Origin of the sequence: Flavobacterium sp. 103 (assembly GCF_003096795.1) — a bacterium.
In the GTDB taxonomy this organism is placed as follows: Bacteria; Bacteroidota; Bacteroidia; order Flavobacteriales; family Flavobacteriaceae; genus Flavobacterium.
The window spans coordinates 1,923,286-1,940,132 of record NZ_QENX01000001.1 but is presented as its reverse complement, the minus strand read 5'-3'; the positions used below and the strand labels follow the sequence as shown (position 1 = coordinate 1,940,132).

14 protein-coding genes are annotated in these 16,847 nt (G+C 34.8%); 9 read left to right on the top strand and 5 right to left on the bottom strand.

Features of this window, described 5'->3' with window-relative positions; translation table 11 throughout:
- Nucleotides 1–4: 4 nt before the first annotated feature.
- The 9 genes from C8C85_RS07775 (at nt 5) to C8C85_RS07735 (ending at nt 9,210) form a co-directional block, all read left to right on the top strand.
- Entirely contained in the window at nt 5–541 is a 537-nt protein-coding gene (locus tag C8C85_RS07775) for a GNAT family N-acetyltransferase (protein WP_116796563.1), read from the top strand.
- Nucleotides 531–1,439 carry an oxygen-dependent coproporphyrinogen oxidase gene (hemF, locus tag C8C85_RS07770; protein ID WP_116796562.1) on the top strand — a complete coding sequence of 303 codons (909 nt, stop codon included), beginning with the start codon at nt 531–533 and terminating at the stop codon, nt 1,437–1,439. Before C8C85_RS07775 ends, hemF begins: the two co-directional genes overlap by 11 nt.
- 94 nt (nt 1,440–1,533) lie before the next feature.
- Nucleotides 1,534–2,529: a porphobilinogen synthase gene (gene hemB, locus C8C85_RS07765; RefSeq protein WP_116796561.1), complete on the top strand. Its 996-nt coding sequence runs from the start codon at nt 1,534–1,536 to the stop codon at nt 2,527–2,529.
- 51 nt (nt 2,530–2,580) lie between these two features.
- Nucleotides 2,581–3,504, top strand: a complete 924-nt coding sequence (locus tag C8C85_RS07760; protein WP_116796560.1) for a hypothetical protein — start codon at nt 2,581–2,583, stop codon at nt 3,502–3,504.
- A 16-nt stretch (nt 3,505–3,520) separates the two neighbouring features.
- Nucleotides 3,521–3,898, top strand: a complete 378-nt coding sequence (locus tag C8C85_RS07755) for a c-type cytochrome (RefSeq protein WP_116796559.1) — start codon at nt 3,521–3,523, stop codon at nt 3,896–3,898.
- Nucleotides 3,899–4,091: 193 nt separating this feature from the next.
- Nucleotides 4,092–4,562 (top strand): methylated-DNA--[protein]-cysteine S-methyltransferase, encoded by a 471-nt coding sequence (locus C8C85_RS07750; protein ID WP_116796558.1) that lies wholly within the window; start codon nt 4,092–4,094, stop codon nt 4,560–4,562.
- Nucleotides 4,563–4,701: 139 nt separating this feature from the next.
- On the top strand, nt 4,702–5,415 hold the full coding sequence (locus C8C85_RS07745) for a 3'-5' exonuclease (RefSeq protein WP_116796557.1): 714 nt from the start codon (nt 4,702–4,704) through the stop codon (nt 5,413–5,415).
- A gap of 197 nt (nt 5,416–5,612) precedes the next feature.
- On the top strand, nt 5,613–7,052 hold the full coding sequence (locus C8C85_RS07740) for a nucleoside recognition domain-containing protein (protein WP_116796556.1): 1,440 nt from the start codon (nt 5,613–5,615) through the stop codon (nt 7,050–7,052).
- 556 nt (nt 7,053–7,608) lie between these two features.
- The gene (locus C8C85_RS07735) at nt 7,609–9,210 is read left to right on the top strand and encodes a fumarate hydratase (RefSeq protein WP_116796555.1); all 1,602 of its coding nucleotides are present in this window, start codon (nt 7,609–7,611) and stop codon (nt 9,208–9,210) included.
- A gap of 263 nt (nt 9,211–9,473) precedes the next feature.
- Here C8C85_RS07735 and C8C85_RS07730 read toward each other — a convergent pair whose 3' ends face one another.
- The 5 genes from C8C85_RS07730 to C8C85_RS07710 all read right to left on the bottom strand — a co-directional run bounded on the left by C8C85_RS07730 (nt 9,474) and on the right by C8C85_RS07710 (nt 16,803).
- A complete protein-coding gene (locus C8C85_RS07730; protein ID WP_165818106.1) occupies nt 9,474–10,739 on the bottom strand; it encodes an MFS transporter in 1,266 nt (421 codons plus the stop codon).
- A gap of 66 nt (nt 10,740–10,805) precedes the next feature.
- A complete protein-coding gene (locus C8C85_RS07725; RefSeq protein WP_116796554.1) occupies nt 10,806–11,273 on the bottom strand; it encodes a GNAT family N-acetyltransferase in 468 nt (155 codons plus the stop codon).
- Nucleotides 11,274–11,607: 334 nt separating this feature from the next.
- Entirely contained in the window at nt 11,608–11,982 is a 375-nt protein-coding gene (locus C8C85_RS07720) for a hypothetical protein (RefSeq protein ID WP_116796553.1), read from the bottom strand.
- Between the two features lie 680 nt (nt 11,983–12,662).
- Nucleotides 12,663–15,965, bottom strand: coding sequence for a M4 family metallopeptidase (locus C8C85_RS07715; protein ID WP_116796552.1), 3,303 nt, complete (start codon nt 15,963–15,965; stop codon nt 12,663–12,665).
- Between the two features lie 214 nt (nt 15,966–16,179).
- The gene (locus tag C8C85_RS07710) at nt 16,180–16,803 is read right to left on the bottom strand and encodes a hypothetical protein (RefSeq protein ID WP_116796551.1); all 624 of its coding nucleotides are present in this window, start codon (nt 16,801–16,803) and stop codon (nt 16,180–16,182) included.
- Between the last annotated feature and the right edge of the window lie 44 nt (nt 16,804–16,847).

Below are 16,847 nucleotides of genomic sequence, written 5' to 3'. Positions count from 1 at the left end.
GTAAATGATAATCACAGAAAATGTCATTATTGATAAACTGAAACCCATTGATGCAAGTCAGTTACATGTGTTTATGATTCAGAATACGGAACGGTTTACTAAATTTTTTCCGCGTACTCTTTCAGATAATGTAACACTTGAAAAGTCCTTAGTATATATTGAAACTAAAGATAGGGAAATTCAACAGAAAATAAATTTCACCTTCGCAATTAGAGAAATTGATACTCAAAAAATCATTGGGTTGATTATCATTAAAAAGATTGATTGGACAAATAGAATTGGTGAACTTGCGTATTGCATCGAAAATAATTTTGAAGGAAAAGGTTTGATTAGTAAAGTGGTAAAAGTCATTTCAAGTTTTGCATATAACGAATTAGAATTAAAAACGCTCCAAATTATTGCTCACAAAACTAATTTTGGAAGCATTAAAGTGGCTGAAAATAATGGTTTTATTTGGCAAAGAACATTAATCGATGAGTTTACACCAACGAATGAACTTCCATTGAATATGGAATTATATGAATTAACAAATGAAAGATAAATTTTTCTCATATATAAAAAACCTTCAAGACACAATCGTTGCAGGATTAGAAGCCGTTGACGGGCAAGCTAAATTCCGTGAAGATCTTTGGGAACGCCCGGAAGGCGGTGGAGGAAGAACCCGCGTAATCGAAAACGGAAAAGTTTTCGAAAAAGGTGGTGTCAATATTTCGGCAGTGCACGGAAAATTGCCAGATTCAATGCAAAAACTATTCAATGTAGGTGAAGCCGATTTTTTTGCCTGTGGTTTGAGTTTGGTTTTGCATCCAAAAAATCCAATGGTACCAACGGTTCACGCTAATTGGCGTTATTTCGAAATGTATGATGACAACGGAAACGTGATTCAGCAATGGTTTGGCGGAGGACAGGATTTAACGCCTTATTATTTGTTTGAGGAAGATGCTATTCATTTTCATCAAACCTGTAAAACGGCTTGTGATAAACACAACCCTGAGTTTTACCCTAAATATAAAAAACAATGTGATGCCTATTTTTGGAACGCACATCGCAACGAAGCCCGCGGAATAGGTGGATTATTCTTTGATTATTGCAAAGCAACAAACGAAATGTCAATGGAAAATTGGTTTAACTTTGTTACAGAAGTTGGAAATAGTTTTCTTGAAGCCTATGTTCCAATAGTTGAAAGAAGAAAAAACCTGCCATATGCTACTGAGAACAGAACATGGCAAGAAATAAGAAGAGGACGTTATGTCGAATTCAACTTGGTGCACGATAAAGGCACTTTATTTGGATTAAAAACGAACGGAAGGATAGAAAGTATCCTGATGAGCTTACCGCCGAATGTGCAATGGGTTTACGATCATCATCCGGAGGCGGGAAGCGAAGAAGAAAAGTTATTGAAAGTATTAGAAAATCCTAAAGAATGGATTGCAGATTGATGATTAACGATTTGTGATTGCAGATTTTTTCTGTTGTCGCCAAGTTGTTTAAAATCATAATTCAGCAATCGTTAATCTAAAATCTAAAATCATTATGTTCCCATTACACAGAAACCGCCGTTTAAGAGTTAGCGAATCCATTCGTTCTTTGGTTAGAGAAACCACTTTAAGCCCAACCGATTTTATGTTTCCTATGTTCATCGCCGAAGGAGAAAACGTAAAGGTTGAAATACCGTCCATGCCGGGAATCTTTCGTCGTTCGATAGATTTAACGGTAGCTGAGGTTAAGGAAATTTATGCATTAGGAATACGTGCAGTCAATATTTACGTAAAAGTAAGCGAGAATTTAAAAGACAATACTGGAAAAGAAGCTTGGAATAAAGACGGCTTAATGCAGCAAGCCATTCGTGCCATCAAATCGGCTTGTCCGGAGATGATTGTGATGCCGGATGTGGCTTTGGATCCGTATTCTATTTATGGCCACGACGGAATTATTACCAATGGTGATGTTGAAAATGACTCTACCGTTGCCGCTTTGGTAAAAATGGCTGTTTCTCATGCTGAGGCCGGAGCCGATTTTGTAGCGCCATCGGATATGATGGACGGACGCGTGTTGCGTTTACGCGAAGGATTGGACGCCGCAGGATTTCACAACGTTGGAATTATGAGTTATTCGGCAAAGTATGCTTCTGCGTTTTACGGGCCTTTTCGTGATGCATTGGACAGTGCGCCTAGAGAAGCGGATATTGCCGTTCCAAAGGACAAAAAAACATACCAAATGGACTATGCCAACCGCATAGAAGCCATCAAAGAAGCTTTATCCGATGTTGAAGAAGGTGCCGATATGGTAATGGTAAAACCCGGAATTGCTTATTTGGATATCGTTCGTGAAGTCAAAAATGCCGTGAATGTTCCAGTTACCGTTTTCCACGTTTCTGGTGAATATGCAATGATCAAAGCCGCTGCCGAAAGAGGTTGGTTGGACAATGACAAAATTATGATGGAGCAATTGATGTGCATCAAAAGAGCGGGAGCAAGTTTGATTTCGACTTATTTTGCGAAAGAAGCTGCCATGCTTTTAAGAAAGTAATTTTTCGCAAATAATATGTATGTTTGTAAAAATTTTACACATTAAATTTATATGAAAAAAGTACTATTTGCATTTACAATGTTTGTTTCATTAACAGCAGCTGCACAAGATATTGATATTGAAAAGCACAAAATCAGTGTTGATAAAACTGAGGTCGCAATTTTAGATAAAGAGAAAAGAGTTTATAAAATTCTTTCGTTAGATAATAGGCCAGTCTTTTCAATTGAAAGAAAGTTAACGTCATTACTTGACGGTTCATCGGTTAAGTGGATGGTTCTAACTGACTTAACGAATAATAAAACAAATGAAATTATTGACTATGGAAAATTACATGGCATGAGTTTTGAAAATTCGATTGTGGCTAGTGTTTGTAATGATAAATATAAGTTTATCAGTAAAGCAGGACTTGATGAAAAAGGTGTAACCGAATTTATAAATGGAACACCAACAGATATTGAGAAAATTTTTGCAGATGCCAATTTAAAAACAAAAAATCAACTAAACGTTGAAAATGAGGCCATGATAAAAGCAAAAGTATCAGTTAAAAAAGGAGATATTTTCCAAGTTCAAGTTGTTAACGGTATAGAAACGAGTGTTATTATCGGATCAATTACCAAAAAAAGTCAAACCGTTATGGCAGGTTTTGCTCCGGACACATTTTATGAAGTAAACTCTTTGTATAGCGAAAAAGATAACAACAATAGAGATCAAAACAGAGCAAGACTAGTTGCTGCTTGGTATAATACAAAAACAGGCTATACAAATCCTAATACGGACCAAAACATTCAAAATACAATAATTACTTCAGATAATAAATATTTTAATTTAAGAGGTGGTATTTCAGGTATGGAAAAAGTAAGTTCTGCAGGTTTAGAAAAAGGGGAACTTGAACTTTACAGTAGTGATAATTCACTTCCAGATAGAATTGTAGCAAAATTATTATTTAATGGATACACTTTTGAAGCTATGAAATAACATTAATGTAAAAATAATGAAAAAAGTATTAATCATATTCGCCGTTTTAGCATTCTTATCTTGCAAAAAAGAAAGTCAGGAACCATTCGGAAAACCTGAAACGACAACCGAAAAATCGCCAGAAGTATTAGGAAAAGAAATTTTCGAAGGAAAAGGAAATTGCATAGCCTGTCATCAGGTAGATCAAAAAGTAATTGGTCCAAGTTTGCAGGAAATCGCTAAAATCTACAAAGAGAAAAACGGAAATATGGTTAATTTCCTTAAAGGAGAAGGCGAAGCCATTGTTGATCCAAGCCAATTTGCAGTAATGCAAGCCAATTTAGAAATCACAAAAGCATTTACTGAAGAAGAACAAAAAGCTGTTGAAGCGTATATAAATTCCAATCTGAAATAATAATTTTTAGGAGCTAATCCCGCTATCCGCTGCAATCTTTTACTTTTTAAAGAAAAAAGTAAAAGGATTTTCACTGCTATCGGGGCTAAAAAAAATAAGAACCATTTGTGTAAACGAGTGGTTTTTTTATTTCATCATTTTTAAATTCTTTACGAACTTTGCGATAACTTTGTGTTCAAATCTATTCAAAATTATGGAAACAGTCTACATCAAAACACCTTTGGGAGTCGCAACAATTATAGGCGATGAAAATGGCGTATCGATAATTTCAGTTTCCAATGAAGGAACAGTTTCGATAGAAATTCCAGCAGTTTTGCAGCAAGCCGTTTTGCAACTCAATGATTATTTTGAGGGGAAGAGAGCCCATTTTGATTTCAAACTCAATCCACAAGGAACTGAATTTCAGCAAAAAGTGTGGAAAGCATTATTAGAGATTCCGTACGGAAAAACCAGAACATATCTCGAACAGTCAAAAGTTTTAGGTGATGTAAAAGCTATTCGTGCCGTGGCTTCCGCCAATGGGAAAAATCCACTTTGGATTGTTGTTCCTTGCCACAGAGTCATCGGGACAGATGGTTCACTCACGGGTTACGCAGGAGGACTGTGGCGAAAAAAATGGTTACTCGAACACGAAAATCCAACAACGCAACAAAGTTTGTTTTAAAAGATATTACTCAGATTACACAAATTTTCACAAATTGTTTTTTGTAATAAATTTTAACTACTTTTAAATTCCCAACTTCATTTTTGTATATTTAAAATCTGTGCAAATCTGTGCAAATCTGTGTAATCTGTGTTTAAAAATGATTGAAAAAATAAACCTCAACAACATACTCTTCCTTGATATAGAAACCGTCCCTGAAACAGCCGATTACAACTCTCTGGATGATGAAATGAAAGGACTTTGGGAACTCAAAACTCAATACCAACGTAAAGACGAGTTTTCGGGGGAGGAGTTCTATGATCGCGCCGGAATTTGGGCCGAGTTCGGAAAAATTGTCTGTATTTCGGTGGGGTATTTTGTCATCAAAGGAGATATTCGGAATTTTAGGGTGACTTCCTTTTTTGGTGAAGAACCAAAACTTTTGAAAGATTTCAATAATCTGCTGAATAATCATTTCAATGGACCGCAACACGTTTTATGTGGGCATAATGCCAAAGAATTTGACATTCCTTTCCTTGCACGTCGAATGATTATCAATCAAATTCCGATTCCCGATAAACTCAATTTATTTGGCAAAAAACCTTGGGAGATTGCCCATTTGGATACTTTGGAGTTGTGGAAATTTGGCGATTACAAACATTTCACTTCCTTGAAATTAATGTGTAAAGTACTCGGAATCCCATCGCCAAAAGGCGATATTGACGGTAGCCAGGTAGGACATGTCTTTTATGTGGACAAAGATATTGACCGCATTGTGACTTATTGCGAAAAAGACACTATCGCTGTAGCCCAGATTTTTCTTCGATTGAGACGTGAAGATTTATTGATTGAGGAAGAGATTATTCATGTGTAAAAACAATGGCAATGGCAATGGCAAAATTCAATAGCAATATTTAAACATCCAAGTTTTCGATTTTGATTAACTTTTGAAAATCAATAATTTGATTTCTCATATTTAAAAATTCTTTTATTGACATTGCAATGATATTGAATTTTGCCATTGCCATTGATATTGCCATTGATTTATTACATTTACAAAAATTATAAATTATGGTATTAAGTAGATTCTGGTTAGTCATTTTTATTTCATCGATTATCTTTATTGTTGTCAGTTTGTTTTCTGCCAATACGTACACCATTGATTATGTTTTGAATGGAAAAAAAGACGATCCAGTTTTAATTTCTGAAAAATATATCGAACAAGTTCCTGCTTTTATCAAAGACAGCATCAAGAAAGCAACGGATCAAACCATGATTATCAATCGTGATACGCTAAATGCCGATACGACTTATGTTTATAAAAATAAAACTGTAAAAATCTACAGTGGTGTTCAAAAATCGGATGGTTTATTGCCAACGTGTAAAAGCACTTTGCTTGATTTGATTTTGCCGCTTATGGCCTATTTAGCATTTTTCTGCGGATTGATGGAGCTTTTAATCATTTCTGGAGCATCCGGAAAATTGGCTAAATTGCTGAGTCCAGTATTTGTAAAAGTGTTCCCGAGCATACCAAAGGATCATCCGTCTATCTCCTACATGACTTTAAACTTTGCCGCCAATTTCTTGGGATTGGATTCTGCAGCAACACCATTTGGATTAAAAGCTATGGAAAGTTTACAAGAAATAAACCCCGAAAAAGACAAAGCGAGTGATGCTCAGATTATGTTTATGTGTCTCCATGCCTCAGGACTAACATTAATTGCAACTTCAATTATTGGTTATCGCGCTGCCGCTAATGCAACAAATCCTGCCGATGTTATGCTGCCTTGTATTATAACTTCTTTTATTGGTACAATTGCTGCTTTTTTAATTGTTGGAATTAGGCAAAAAATTAATTTCAAGAGCGCATCTCTAGTTATTGCTTTAATGTCATTAATTGCTGCCATTGTTGGGTTATTGATGTATGTCAACCATTTGGATTTAATCGGAAAAAACTATTTTACTTCTAATCTTTCGGCTTTGATATTAGTGGGGATTATTGCTTTTACTTTGATATTTTCATTTATTAAAGAGAAGAAATTTACCGAGGCTAAAACAACTGTTTTCGAAGCTTTTGTATCTGGAGCAAATAATGGAGTTAAAACGGGAGTTACAATTTTTCCTTATGTTTTGGGGATGTTAGTGGCGATTTCTTTATTTAGAAACAGCGGACTGTTTGAAATTATCAGTAACTGGATTGCTTTTGCTTTTTCGAATATGGGAGTAAACAAAGAAATTACCGATGCCTTGCCGGTAGCACTCCTTAGACCGTTTAGTTCTGCAGGATCAAGAGGATTTTTGATTGATTCCATGAATACTTTTGGTGCCGATTCCATGACCGGAAGATTGAGCAGTATTTTTCAATGCAGTGCCGAGAGTACTTTTTATGTGATTGCGGTTTATTTTGGTTCGGTAAATATCAAAAATACCCGTTACGCTTTAGGGACAATGCTTTTGGTTGATGTGATTTGTGTAATTACAGCAATTTTTGTGGCGAGTTGGTTTTTTTAAAAGCAAATAAAAATATAGAACGACTATTCAGTAAGCTAGTCTTTTTGTGAGTTGGGAATATCTTCATGACTTTTTTATGATTGTGGAATCTGAGTTAAAGTCAAAACGCTCAAGAAGAAATGCAAAACATTATAATTATATTTTTGGAGTTTTAATTTATTTTTCATTCTTTTGGATCCAACTCAATAAATAAATTAAAAAATGTCAAAATACACAAAATACATCGCAATAGGTTTGCTTCTTTTATTCTTAATTACAAGTTTCTTAAGATAAATCATTGATCAAAGTGCTCAAAAGCCCCGCTTAATGCGAGGCTTTTTGTTTTTATAAATAAATTTGACTGTAAGTGCAAATAGTGGCAAGAAGTACTGCAATTGCCTTGACCCCTGTTTTTATAAATTGCGAGAGTAACCAAAGATGCCCGATGTTTCTGCTTCTAAATAATAAAGAATCAAACTTAAATTTTTTAATAATTTCTTTAAGGAACGTGATATAAATCAGTTAGGAATCTTTGAACAATTCTTATATTTGGCATTCTTAAAAAAATAAAAAAATTATGGACTTTATATACCAGGATCCTTATCCAATTTTAAAAGACGATACCCAATACCGCAAAATCACTTCTGATTTTGTAAAAACAGAAAAACTAGGCGAAAGAGAAATCTTAACTGTTGATCCGAAAGGCTTGGAACTATTGGCGCAGGAAGCATTGAAAGATGTTTCTTTTATGTTACGAACTTCACATTTGGAAAAATTGAGATTCATTCTCGATGATCCAGAAGCAACGGATAACGACCGTTTCGTTGCTTATAATTTATTGCAGAATGCAGTTGTCGCTATTGACGGAGAATTACCTTCATGTCAGGACACCGGAACGGCGATTGTAATGGCTAAAAAAGGCGAAAACGTATATACAGGCGTTGATGATGCAGAATGGCTCTCAAAAGGGATTTTTAACACCTATCAGGAACGTAATCTTCGTTATTCTCAAATTGTGCCTATCAGCATGTTTGAGGAAAAAAATTCCGGATCGAATCTTCCGGCGCAAATTGATATTTATGCTAAAAAAGGAGCTTCATACGAGTTTTTATTTTTAGCAAAAGGTGGAGGTTCTGCCAACAAAACCTATTTGTACCAACAAACAAAATCGTTATTGAATGAAAAATCATTGGATGCTTTCATTCGAGCCAAAATAATGGACTTGGGAACTTCTGCTTGCCCTCCGTATCACTTGGCTTTAGTTATTGGAGGAACTTCTGCGGAAGCGAATTTAGCCGCAGTTAAAAAAGCATCTGCAGGTTATTTTGACAATTTACCAACTACAGGAAATATGGCGGGTCAGGCTTTCCGTGATTTGGAATGGGAAAAAAGAGTGCAGTTAATTTGCCAGGAAAGCCATATTGGAGCGCAATTTGGAGGGAAGTATTTCACACACGATGTTCGAGTAATCCGTTTGCCACGTCATGCGGCTTCTTGTCCGGTTGGATTAGGAGTTTCCTGTTCGGCTGACAGAAATATCAAAGGTAAAATTACCAAAGAAGGTATTTTTGTAGAGCAATTGGAAGTAAATCCAAAACGTTTATTGCCTGAAACGCCACCACATTTGGAAGCAGCAGTTGATATTGATTTGAATCAACCGATGGCTGATATTCTTAAGAAATTGTCGCAATACCCAATCAAAACGCGTTTGAAATTGAACGGAACCTTGATTGTGGCTCGTGATATTGCTCATGCTAAAATCAAAGAATTATTGGATGCCGGTAAGCCAATGCCAGAATATTTTAAAAATCACCCAATCTATTATGCGGGACCTGCAAAAACACCAGAAGGAATGGCCTCGGGAAGTTTTGGACCAACGACAGCCGGTAGAATGGATGTTTATGTAGAAGAGTTTCAAAAGAATGGTGGAAGTATGGTAATGCTTGCCAAAGGAAACAGAACCAAAGATGTGATGAATGCTTGTAAAACCTATGGTGGATTCTATTTGGGTTCAATCGGAGGTCCAGCGGCAATTTTGGCCAAAGAAAACATTCTTTCTGTTGAGGTAGTCGATTTTGAGGAATTAGGAATGGAAGCCGTTCGTAAAATCACCATTAAAGATTTCCCTGCTTTTATTATCACCGATGATAAAGGAAATGATTTCTTTGAGAATTTGTAGATTTTAACCGAAAAGGTTATTAATTAACCGCAGATTCACAGATTTTAAATTTCAAAAAAATGAAATAATCTGCGAATCTGCGGTTTTTATTTACTTAAAAATATTCCTAAAAATATCTTTACTGATCATCTATTAAACCGATAGCAAACTCAATATAGACCAATCCTATTTTCGTGTCATCGAGTGCAATCGAATTGTATAAATGGTTCTTGTGTGCGCTGGAACTTACAAAATCAACTTTTTATTAATAGCATAGGGATTATTTATTTGGAACTACTGGTGACAAAAATAGATTGTACAATTTTCTCTTTAATGAGTTCCTTTTCTTTTTTGACTATAAAGACTAAACGGTAAGATAAAATAAAACCAATAAAGCCTAAAAAAAACAAGAAAATCCAATTAGCTCTATAGCCATATTTTGCAATAATTTCCATACCAGTTTTAGTACTTACTATCTGTGCCATACTGTAGCTCATAGTAAAAACGGACATAAATTTACCTTCGTGTTTTTTTAAAGATCGCTGTTTAACAAATGAATTAGCAAAAGGGAATGTCAGCATTACTCCAACGGTCATCAGAATCATCATCAATATTAGGGTGAAAATGTTATTTTCAATCAATAAAAACAAATATCCAATAGACATGGCTAGAACGCCATATGAAAGCACTAAGAGTTTGTCTGTTTTTTTGGATTCAATATGCTTTACAATTGGTAATTCAAAAAGTAATATTAAAACACCATTTAATGCCAAAAACAAACCCCCTTCTAGACTTGAAAAATGAAAAACTTCTTTATAATAAATGGATAAAGTGGTAAATATTTGAAAAAATAAAACACCCGTTATCATAGTAACTAGAAGATGAATTAAAAAAGGCTTATCGTCAAAAACGGAACTAGTCTCTTTTAAATGCTTAAAGACTTTTAATTTATAAGGTAATTTCTTTTCCTTGACATAAATAGCAAATAATACAATACTTAAAATACAGGTTAATCCATCAATATAAAACAGGAAATTGTAATCTAAAACAGTGATTATAATGCCTCCTATAACAGGGCCAAACATAAATCCTAAATTTACCGCCGATCTTACTAAAGACAATGCCCTAGTTCTATCTGCTTTGAGAGCATAGGTATCTAACGAAACTAACATCGCTGGCCTATACATATCTGAAACGGTAGTTAAAAGTAAAACGCCAAAGCAAAAGCTATAAAAAGTGGTTAAAAACTGCAGTAAAATAAAGAGAATTCCTGTTGTGGACAAACTAAAAAGCATCACTTTGTAAAAGCCTATTTTATCTGATAACTTACCACTTATCCATGTTCCGATGAAGGAACCAATTCCGAAAAAAACCATCACCCAACCAATTTGGCTATACGTAAAATGGAGTTCCTCTAACATGTATTTAGATAGAAAAGGCACTACCATGGCGCCACATCGATTAATAAAAGTAGTTATTGCCAAAATTTTGACCTCTGGAGAAAATTCACTAAAATGTTGAAAATAATTTTTAAATATTTTTTTTATCATTGCATTTTTAATTTTGAAAAAATAACACTCATTTTAATTTTATTATAAATGGTTGAGATTCCTTTTTTATGGATTTAATTTCATTTCGTAATAATAATAATTGGAGATAAAGTTCATACGAGTAAAACCAAAACCTTCATAAAGCTGCTGTGCTGGATAATTTTTGGTGTCCGTATTTAATGAAATATGATCTACTTTAGTTTTTCTTGCATACTCAATACATTTTATCATAATTAATTTCCCAATATGTTTTCGTCTATACTCAGGTTTTACATATAGATAGGATATATGCCAGTTATAGTGTATTAGGGAAAGTACATTGACTTTGTGATATAGAACCATGAAAGCTATAGGAATGCCGTTTTCTTTTTTGACAAAAATCTTAGCTTTATTTCTATCTAATTTATTTTTTAAAAATGATATTGCGTTTTCTAAATCAAGCAATTGTTCGTCAATTAATTTCGACTCATTAATTATATCAGCTACCAAATGAAAATCCCTGGATTTAATTTCTTCGATTTCATCTATATCCATTAAGAGAATGTTGGTTGTTGAGTTTCATATCATTGAATATTAGTTGCTTACTTCTAAATAGTTTTAGGTTTGCTTGTGTTTATCTGCATAAAAGAAGTCTCAGTGTTATATAAAAACAAAAAATACCTCTTTCAAATAATCGAAAAAAGGTATAAATCACTGTCTTAAATTACATTAAAACACAAATCGAATAAAAAATTAACGGCTAAGAAGAAAGGCTAGAATGAATAATTCGATATATCTGCAATACTTTATTTATTGTTGATGATTGTCTAAATTATTTAACATCACTAATTAAGTTTGAAATTTCAAATACGATTTGAGGAAAGAAAATTTATAATTTTCCAGAAATTTCTTTTTTGTATTTATTCAAAAGAGCTTTAGTCATTCCTAAATTTGCTTTAGATGAATCTACTGCTAAATAAATAAAATATTCATTGTTCTCTGAAATATCAATAATGTGTATTTGATTGGTTAGGTTGATCATAATATCATCAATAGACTCGTTTAGCCCTAAAGCACTAATAGCATTTAATTTGGCTTTTACTACTTCAAGATTGAAAGCTGAAGCTAATTCAGGATCAAAACTTGGGATAGCTGTATCACTATAATAGGATATTCCGCTTTTAATTTCAGATACGGCAACCGCTATGTATCCTGGTATGTTCTTTTTAACTTCTTCTCCAAATTGTTTTAAAAAATCTGACATGGTATTTGTTTTATGTTATTTGACAAAATTACATTATACAAATTAGAATATTTGTATATACAAGTAAAACAAATTGTTGAACAAACGTTAAATGAAATATTACCAATTAATTTGTTAATTTGTGCGTTTATATAGCGCAAAGACCTGGAAAAGCTTTATTTTTTTTATTTAATGAACAATTTCAAAAGAATAATTTCAAGTAAAACACAGTAATTTAATTAGATGATTTAACCTTTTCAGAAATTTAAAGGGATATTGTTTAAGCAGAGTAATTGTTCTTTAAAATTGGTTTGGATAAATTAAGTACAATAAAGTGACTTTTTTGATAAATGGTACATAATGAAGTATTCATTCAAAAAACATCAAATTACTTATGGTATTTCTGTTTTAAGATAATCTTTAGAGAGTAACTAATTTATATCACTGACTGTCCGTAACTCATACCAAGAATCTAAATATTGAAATTATACTTTGCGTCTCAGTGACTTTGCATGAAATTGTTTTCGAGCAGATAGACAAAGAACACAAAGGATAAACTTTGTGAAAAACATTCAACAACTAATTTATTCTGTGAAGTGCTACTAGTCACGGATAGTCATATTAATTTATATAGGTAGACCGCCAAATGTGGCGGTCTTTTTTGTTTTTAAAACTGTCGTGAAAAGGGTTTTATTGGGAATTTACTTTTTAATGAACGTTTTGGTAAATTTTTGATTTCCATCATTGAGTTCCAATATATAAACTCCTGGGCTTAAATAGTTGGTATTAATACTATTCTCAACTGTTTTTCCTGTAGCTATTTGGATACCAGATGATGTTATAATTCGATACGTGAATCCTTTATTTTCGGGATTGGTAATGTTTAAAATAGAACTGGTCGGGTTCGGAAAAATATAGTACGGATCTGTATTGGTAATGCTTTCAGAAGTGTTTGCAATTGGATTTGCAAAAGCAAAAATAGTGCTTGCGCCAATATTTACTGTATAATCTTCCACTTCGCCATAATAGAAAGATTCACAAGCTGTTGATGCTGATGCTCTTTTTAGGGAAACCCGCATTCTTGTAGCACCAGTTAAAGCAGATGCTGGAACTGAAAAAGAGTACGAATTATTGGTAGCACTATTTGTTGATGTTGAAACTACTTTTTCGGAATTTTCAAAAGTTCCATTTTGATTGAAATCAATCCACACCCCCCAATAATCTTTGTATTTGTATGATTTGTATCCAATGCTCAATACTATTGTATTCGACCCATAAGGCAAATTTCCTGTTAGATTTGTGAAATTGCCATAACCTCCGTTGCCTGTTGTAGTGTTGGCTATTCCTCCTATGCCTACATAATCGATATATTCATATGCAACACTTGTTCCTTTAGACGCACAATAGGTTATGTTATTTGCAGCAGTTGTTACCGATACTGCATTGCTTGCAGGCGATAAGTTGTCTTTCGCATCCTTGGCTTTGATAGTAAAAGTATAGGCCGTATTTGGGCTTAATCCGGTTACAGTATAGCTAGTTCCGGTGACGGTGTTTACCAAAGTAGCACCATTATAGACATTATAACCTGTTACGGCTACATTGTCGGTTGCTGCTGTCCAAGACAAATTGGTGGTTGTGGATGTGGTGCCGCTGGCGGTGAGTGCTGTTGGTGCAGTTGGAGGCGTTGTGTCGGTTGCCAAAGTGGTAATATTGACTTCATTACTAGGATCCGATAAATTAGTTGCGGCGTCTTTGGCTCTAACCGTAAAGGTATAGGCTGTGCTCGGACTTAATCCAGTTACTGAATAACTTGTTCCTGTAACTGTTGTGATAGGTGTAGCTCCATTATAAACATTGTAACCCGTAACGGCCACGTTGTCTGTAGAAGCTGTCCATGATAAATTGGTTGCTATGTCTGTAGTTCCTGAAGCTGTTAAATTGGTTGGTGCAGTTGGAACTGTTGTGTCTGCGGGAGCAGGTAAGGTAGTTATTGACGCATCATTGCTAACAGCAGATAAATTGCCAGCTGCATCTTTTGCTTTTACGGTAAAAGTGTAAGCGGTAGATGCTGTCAATCCTGTCACATTGTAAGTTGTTCCTGTAATGGTTGTTATTAAGTCAGCACCATTATAGACATTATATCCTGTTACGGCTACATTATCGGTAGCTGCTGTCCATGACAAATTTGTGGTTGTATCTGTAGTTCCCGAAGCGGTTAAGTCGGTTGGTGCTGATGGTGCGGTTGTATCAGTTGGACCCGCGTAGGCATCGCCAACACCTACTGCATAAAAAGCATTTGTTGTAGCGATTACTTCTGCTGATCCAGCTCCGTATAAATCGGTTGCTGATTGAATTCCGTAGGTTCTGGCATTGGCATAAGTTGAATTGGCCGTTAGGTAAACACTTTCAAGTCTAAAGGTTATTTTGGCTGCTTTTTCTATAGTAATACCAGTTACCGAATAGCTCTTTCCTTTGTCATTTGTTCCCGATTTTCCCACGGACAAAATATAAAACCAATGATTTAAAACCCCGCTATTGGTGTGAACTCCGCAATAATCATTATAGCTAAATGGGAAACCACAATTAGGGTTTTTCCAGTTGGTTCCGCCATAAGTGTCGGGCTGGCCTTCTGCTTTTGGATTGCTCATGGATCGTAAAGATAAATGTCCTGATCTTCTTTCGATATCTTCGCCTATAAGCCAAGTCGATTTGGTAGGAGCCGCAAAATATTCGATACAGGCACCCCAAATATCTGATAGTGCTTCGTTCATGGCACCTGATTCTTTTTGATAGGCTAAATTGGCTGTTTTCTCGCAGACGGCATGCCCAATTTCATGTCCGGCGACATCCAATGCCGTTAATATATCAAAATTAGTTCCGCTACCGTCGCCATAAGTCATTACGGAGCCGTCCCAAAAGGCATTATCATAGGCATTGTCATAGTGTACGTAGCTTTTGATTACGGCACCTGCATTATCATAACTATTTCGGCCATGTACGGTTGACCAATAATCGTAGGTTTTCTCGGCTCCCCAATGCGCATCCAACGCTCCGTTGTCTTTGTTGGTGTTGTTATATTCGGCTGTGGTCCAATTGTTGTCTGCATCGGTGAAGTTTACGGCGTTGCTATAATTGGTGCCTTTTTTCATGTTGAAAGTGTTAATCCCGTTTCCTCTTGTGGCGTCGGCCAATATGTAGTTGGCTCCGCTTAAGGTTGTTTGTATGGTTTGGGAACCTGAATAACGAGTATCTGCATTGGCAGGAACAACCATTTTGTTCTGGTTTCCAGAATTTGTTTCTGCTTTTCCGTGGCTGTATTCCCCAAGATGTTTGATGGTCGCATTATAGAATAAGGTTTCTCCCGTTATGGCATCAATATAAATGTCGCCTCGACTTACTGGTTTTGTGGCATAAATGTCAAATTTATAGGCTAATCGCAAAGGGGTATCTTTCGTGTTAGAATTGTCCCCATCCAAAATTGGAAGCCAAACTAATTCGCCAATCGGTTTTTTGTAGTTGAACATTTTGGCGTCTTCTGGGATTTCCCAAAGGTAGGTTTGGGCTCCTATTTGTTGTAGCGCTTTCGCAAATGCTTGGTCTTGCGATAAAGTAGGAATGGCGTTCAATAAATCGGTTTTATAGAATTCACCGTTCATCGAGCTCAATTTTCCGGCTGCCGAATGCAAAGTGTATGTGGAAAATTCTACTTTGATACCGTTATGAAACAATTGAAATTTCTCATGGGAAACGCCCAATTTGTCAATTTCAGATTTGATTTTTGTAAAATTTGAATTGCCTTTTAATCCCAATTGATCTTTGAAAAGTTGTTGGTAATCACTTATCTTATAAGTTGATTTACTTGTAAAAGTTATCAAGGTCGGAATGCCTTTTTCGTTGGTGATTTTTTTTAAAACATTTTTATCTCCTTCTTGAGAAAATAGTGTCAGTGTGGAAAAGGAAAAAATGATTAGGCAGATACCCTTTTTAAGTAATGTGTTTTTCATGGAATTTATTATTAAATAATGAATAATCCGTTGTGAAAAATGGGGTAATCAAATTTAGGAATATTTTCGAAATTGGAAGGAATGTTTTTGGTTATTTTGCTCTTTATAAGGTTTTTACGTAAATAAACGTAGTCTTTTACATCTAATTTTTATTTTTCAGGTATAAAAAAAGCAACTCGATTGAGTTGCTTTTTAATTGTTATTTTGTTTTTCTTTATTTGAAGTTAAATCCTACTATAGCTCCCAATCCAAATTGGAAAGAATTCGTATAAGTAGAAACCGCAACTGGCCCCCAATAACCCCAATAAGTGTCAGTACCGGTATTGATAACCATAGATTGAAGAGAGGCTTGTAGACTTATGGAAACAACAGAAGGTGTTTTGATTTTTACCCCGCCTTTAATTTCCCATGCAAAATTAGTCTCACTTCCTGAATGTGGTGTTTCTAAAATTCCTATACCAATTCCACCACCTAGATAAGGGACTGCATTACCGCCATGATCAAAATAATGATTTCCACCTAGAAGAACATAGTTTATTGCTCCACTGTCTCCTCCATTGTTGTTAATTTGACCTCCACCAGGAAGATCACTATAAGCTGGCATTGAAGTGTCCAATCTTAAGTATTTTAATTCGATAGATGAAGATTTTTGAGGGAAAAACTCAAAACCTACTCCGTATTCAAAACCATCATCTATAGTAGCATGGCCATAATCAAACTCAATTCGATCCGAAAAAACGTAGCTTCCATAAACATCTAGGACAACTGATCCTCTATCTTGAGCCATCATGCCTGCTGAAAATAAAAAAGCGATTAGTAATAAACTGTAATTTTTCATAATTTGTTTGTTTTGTTTGTTTCTAACAAATATAAATAAAAAAT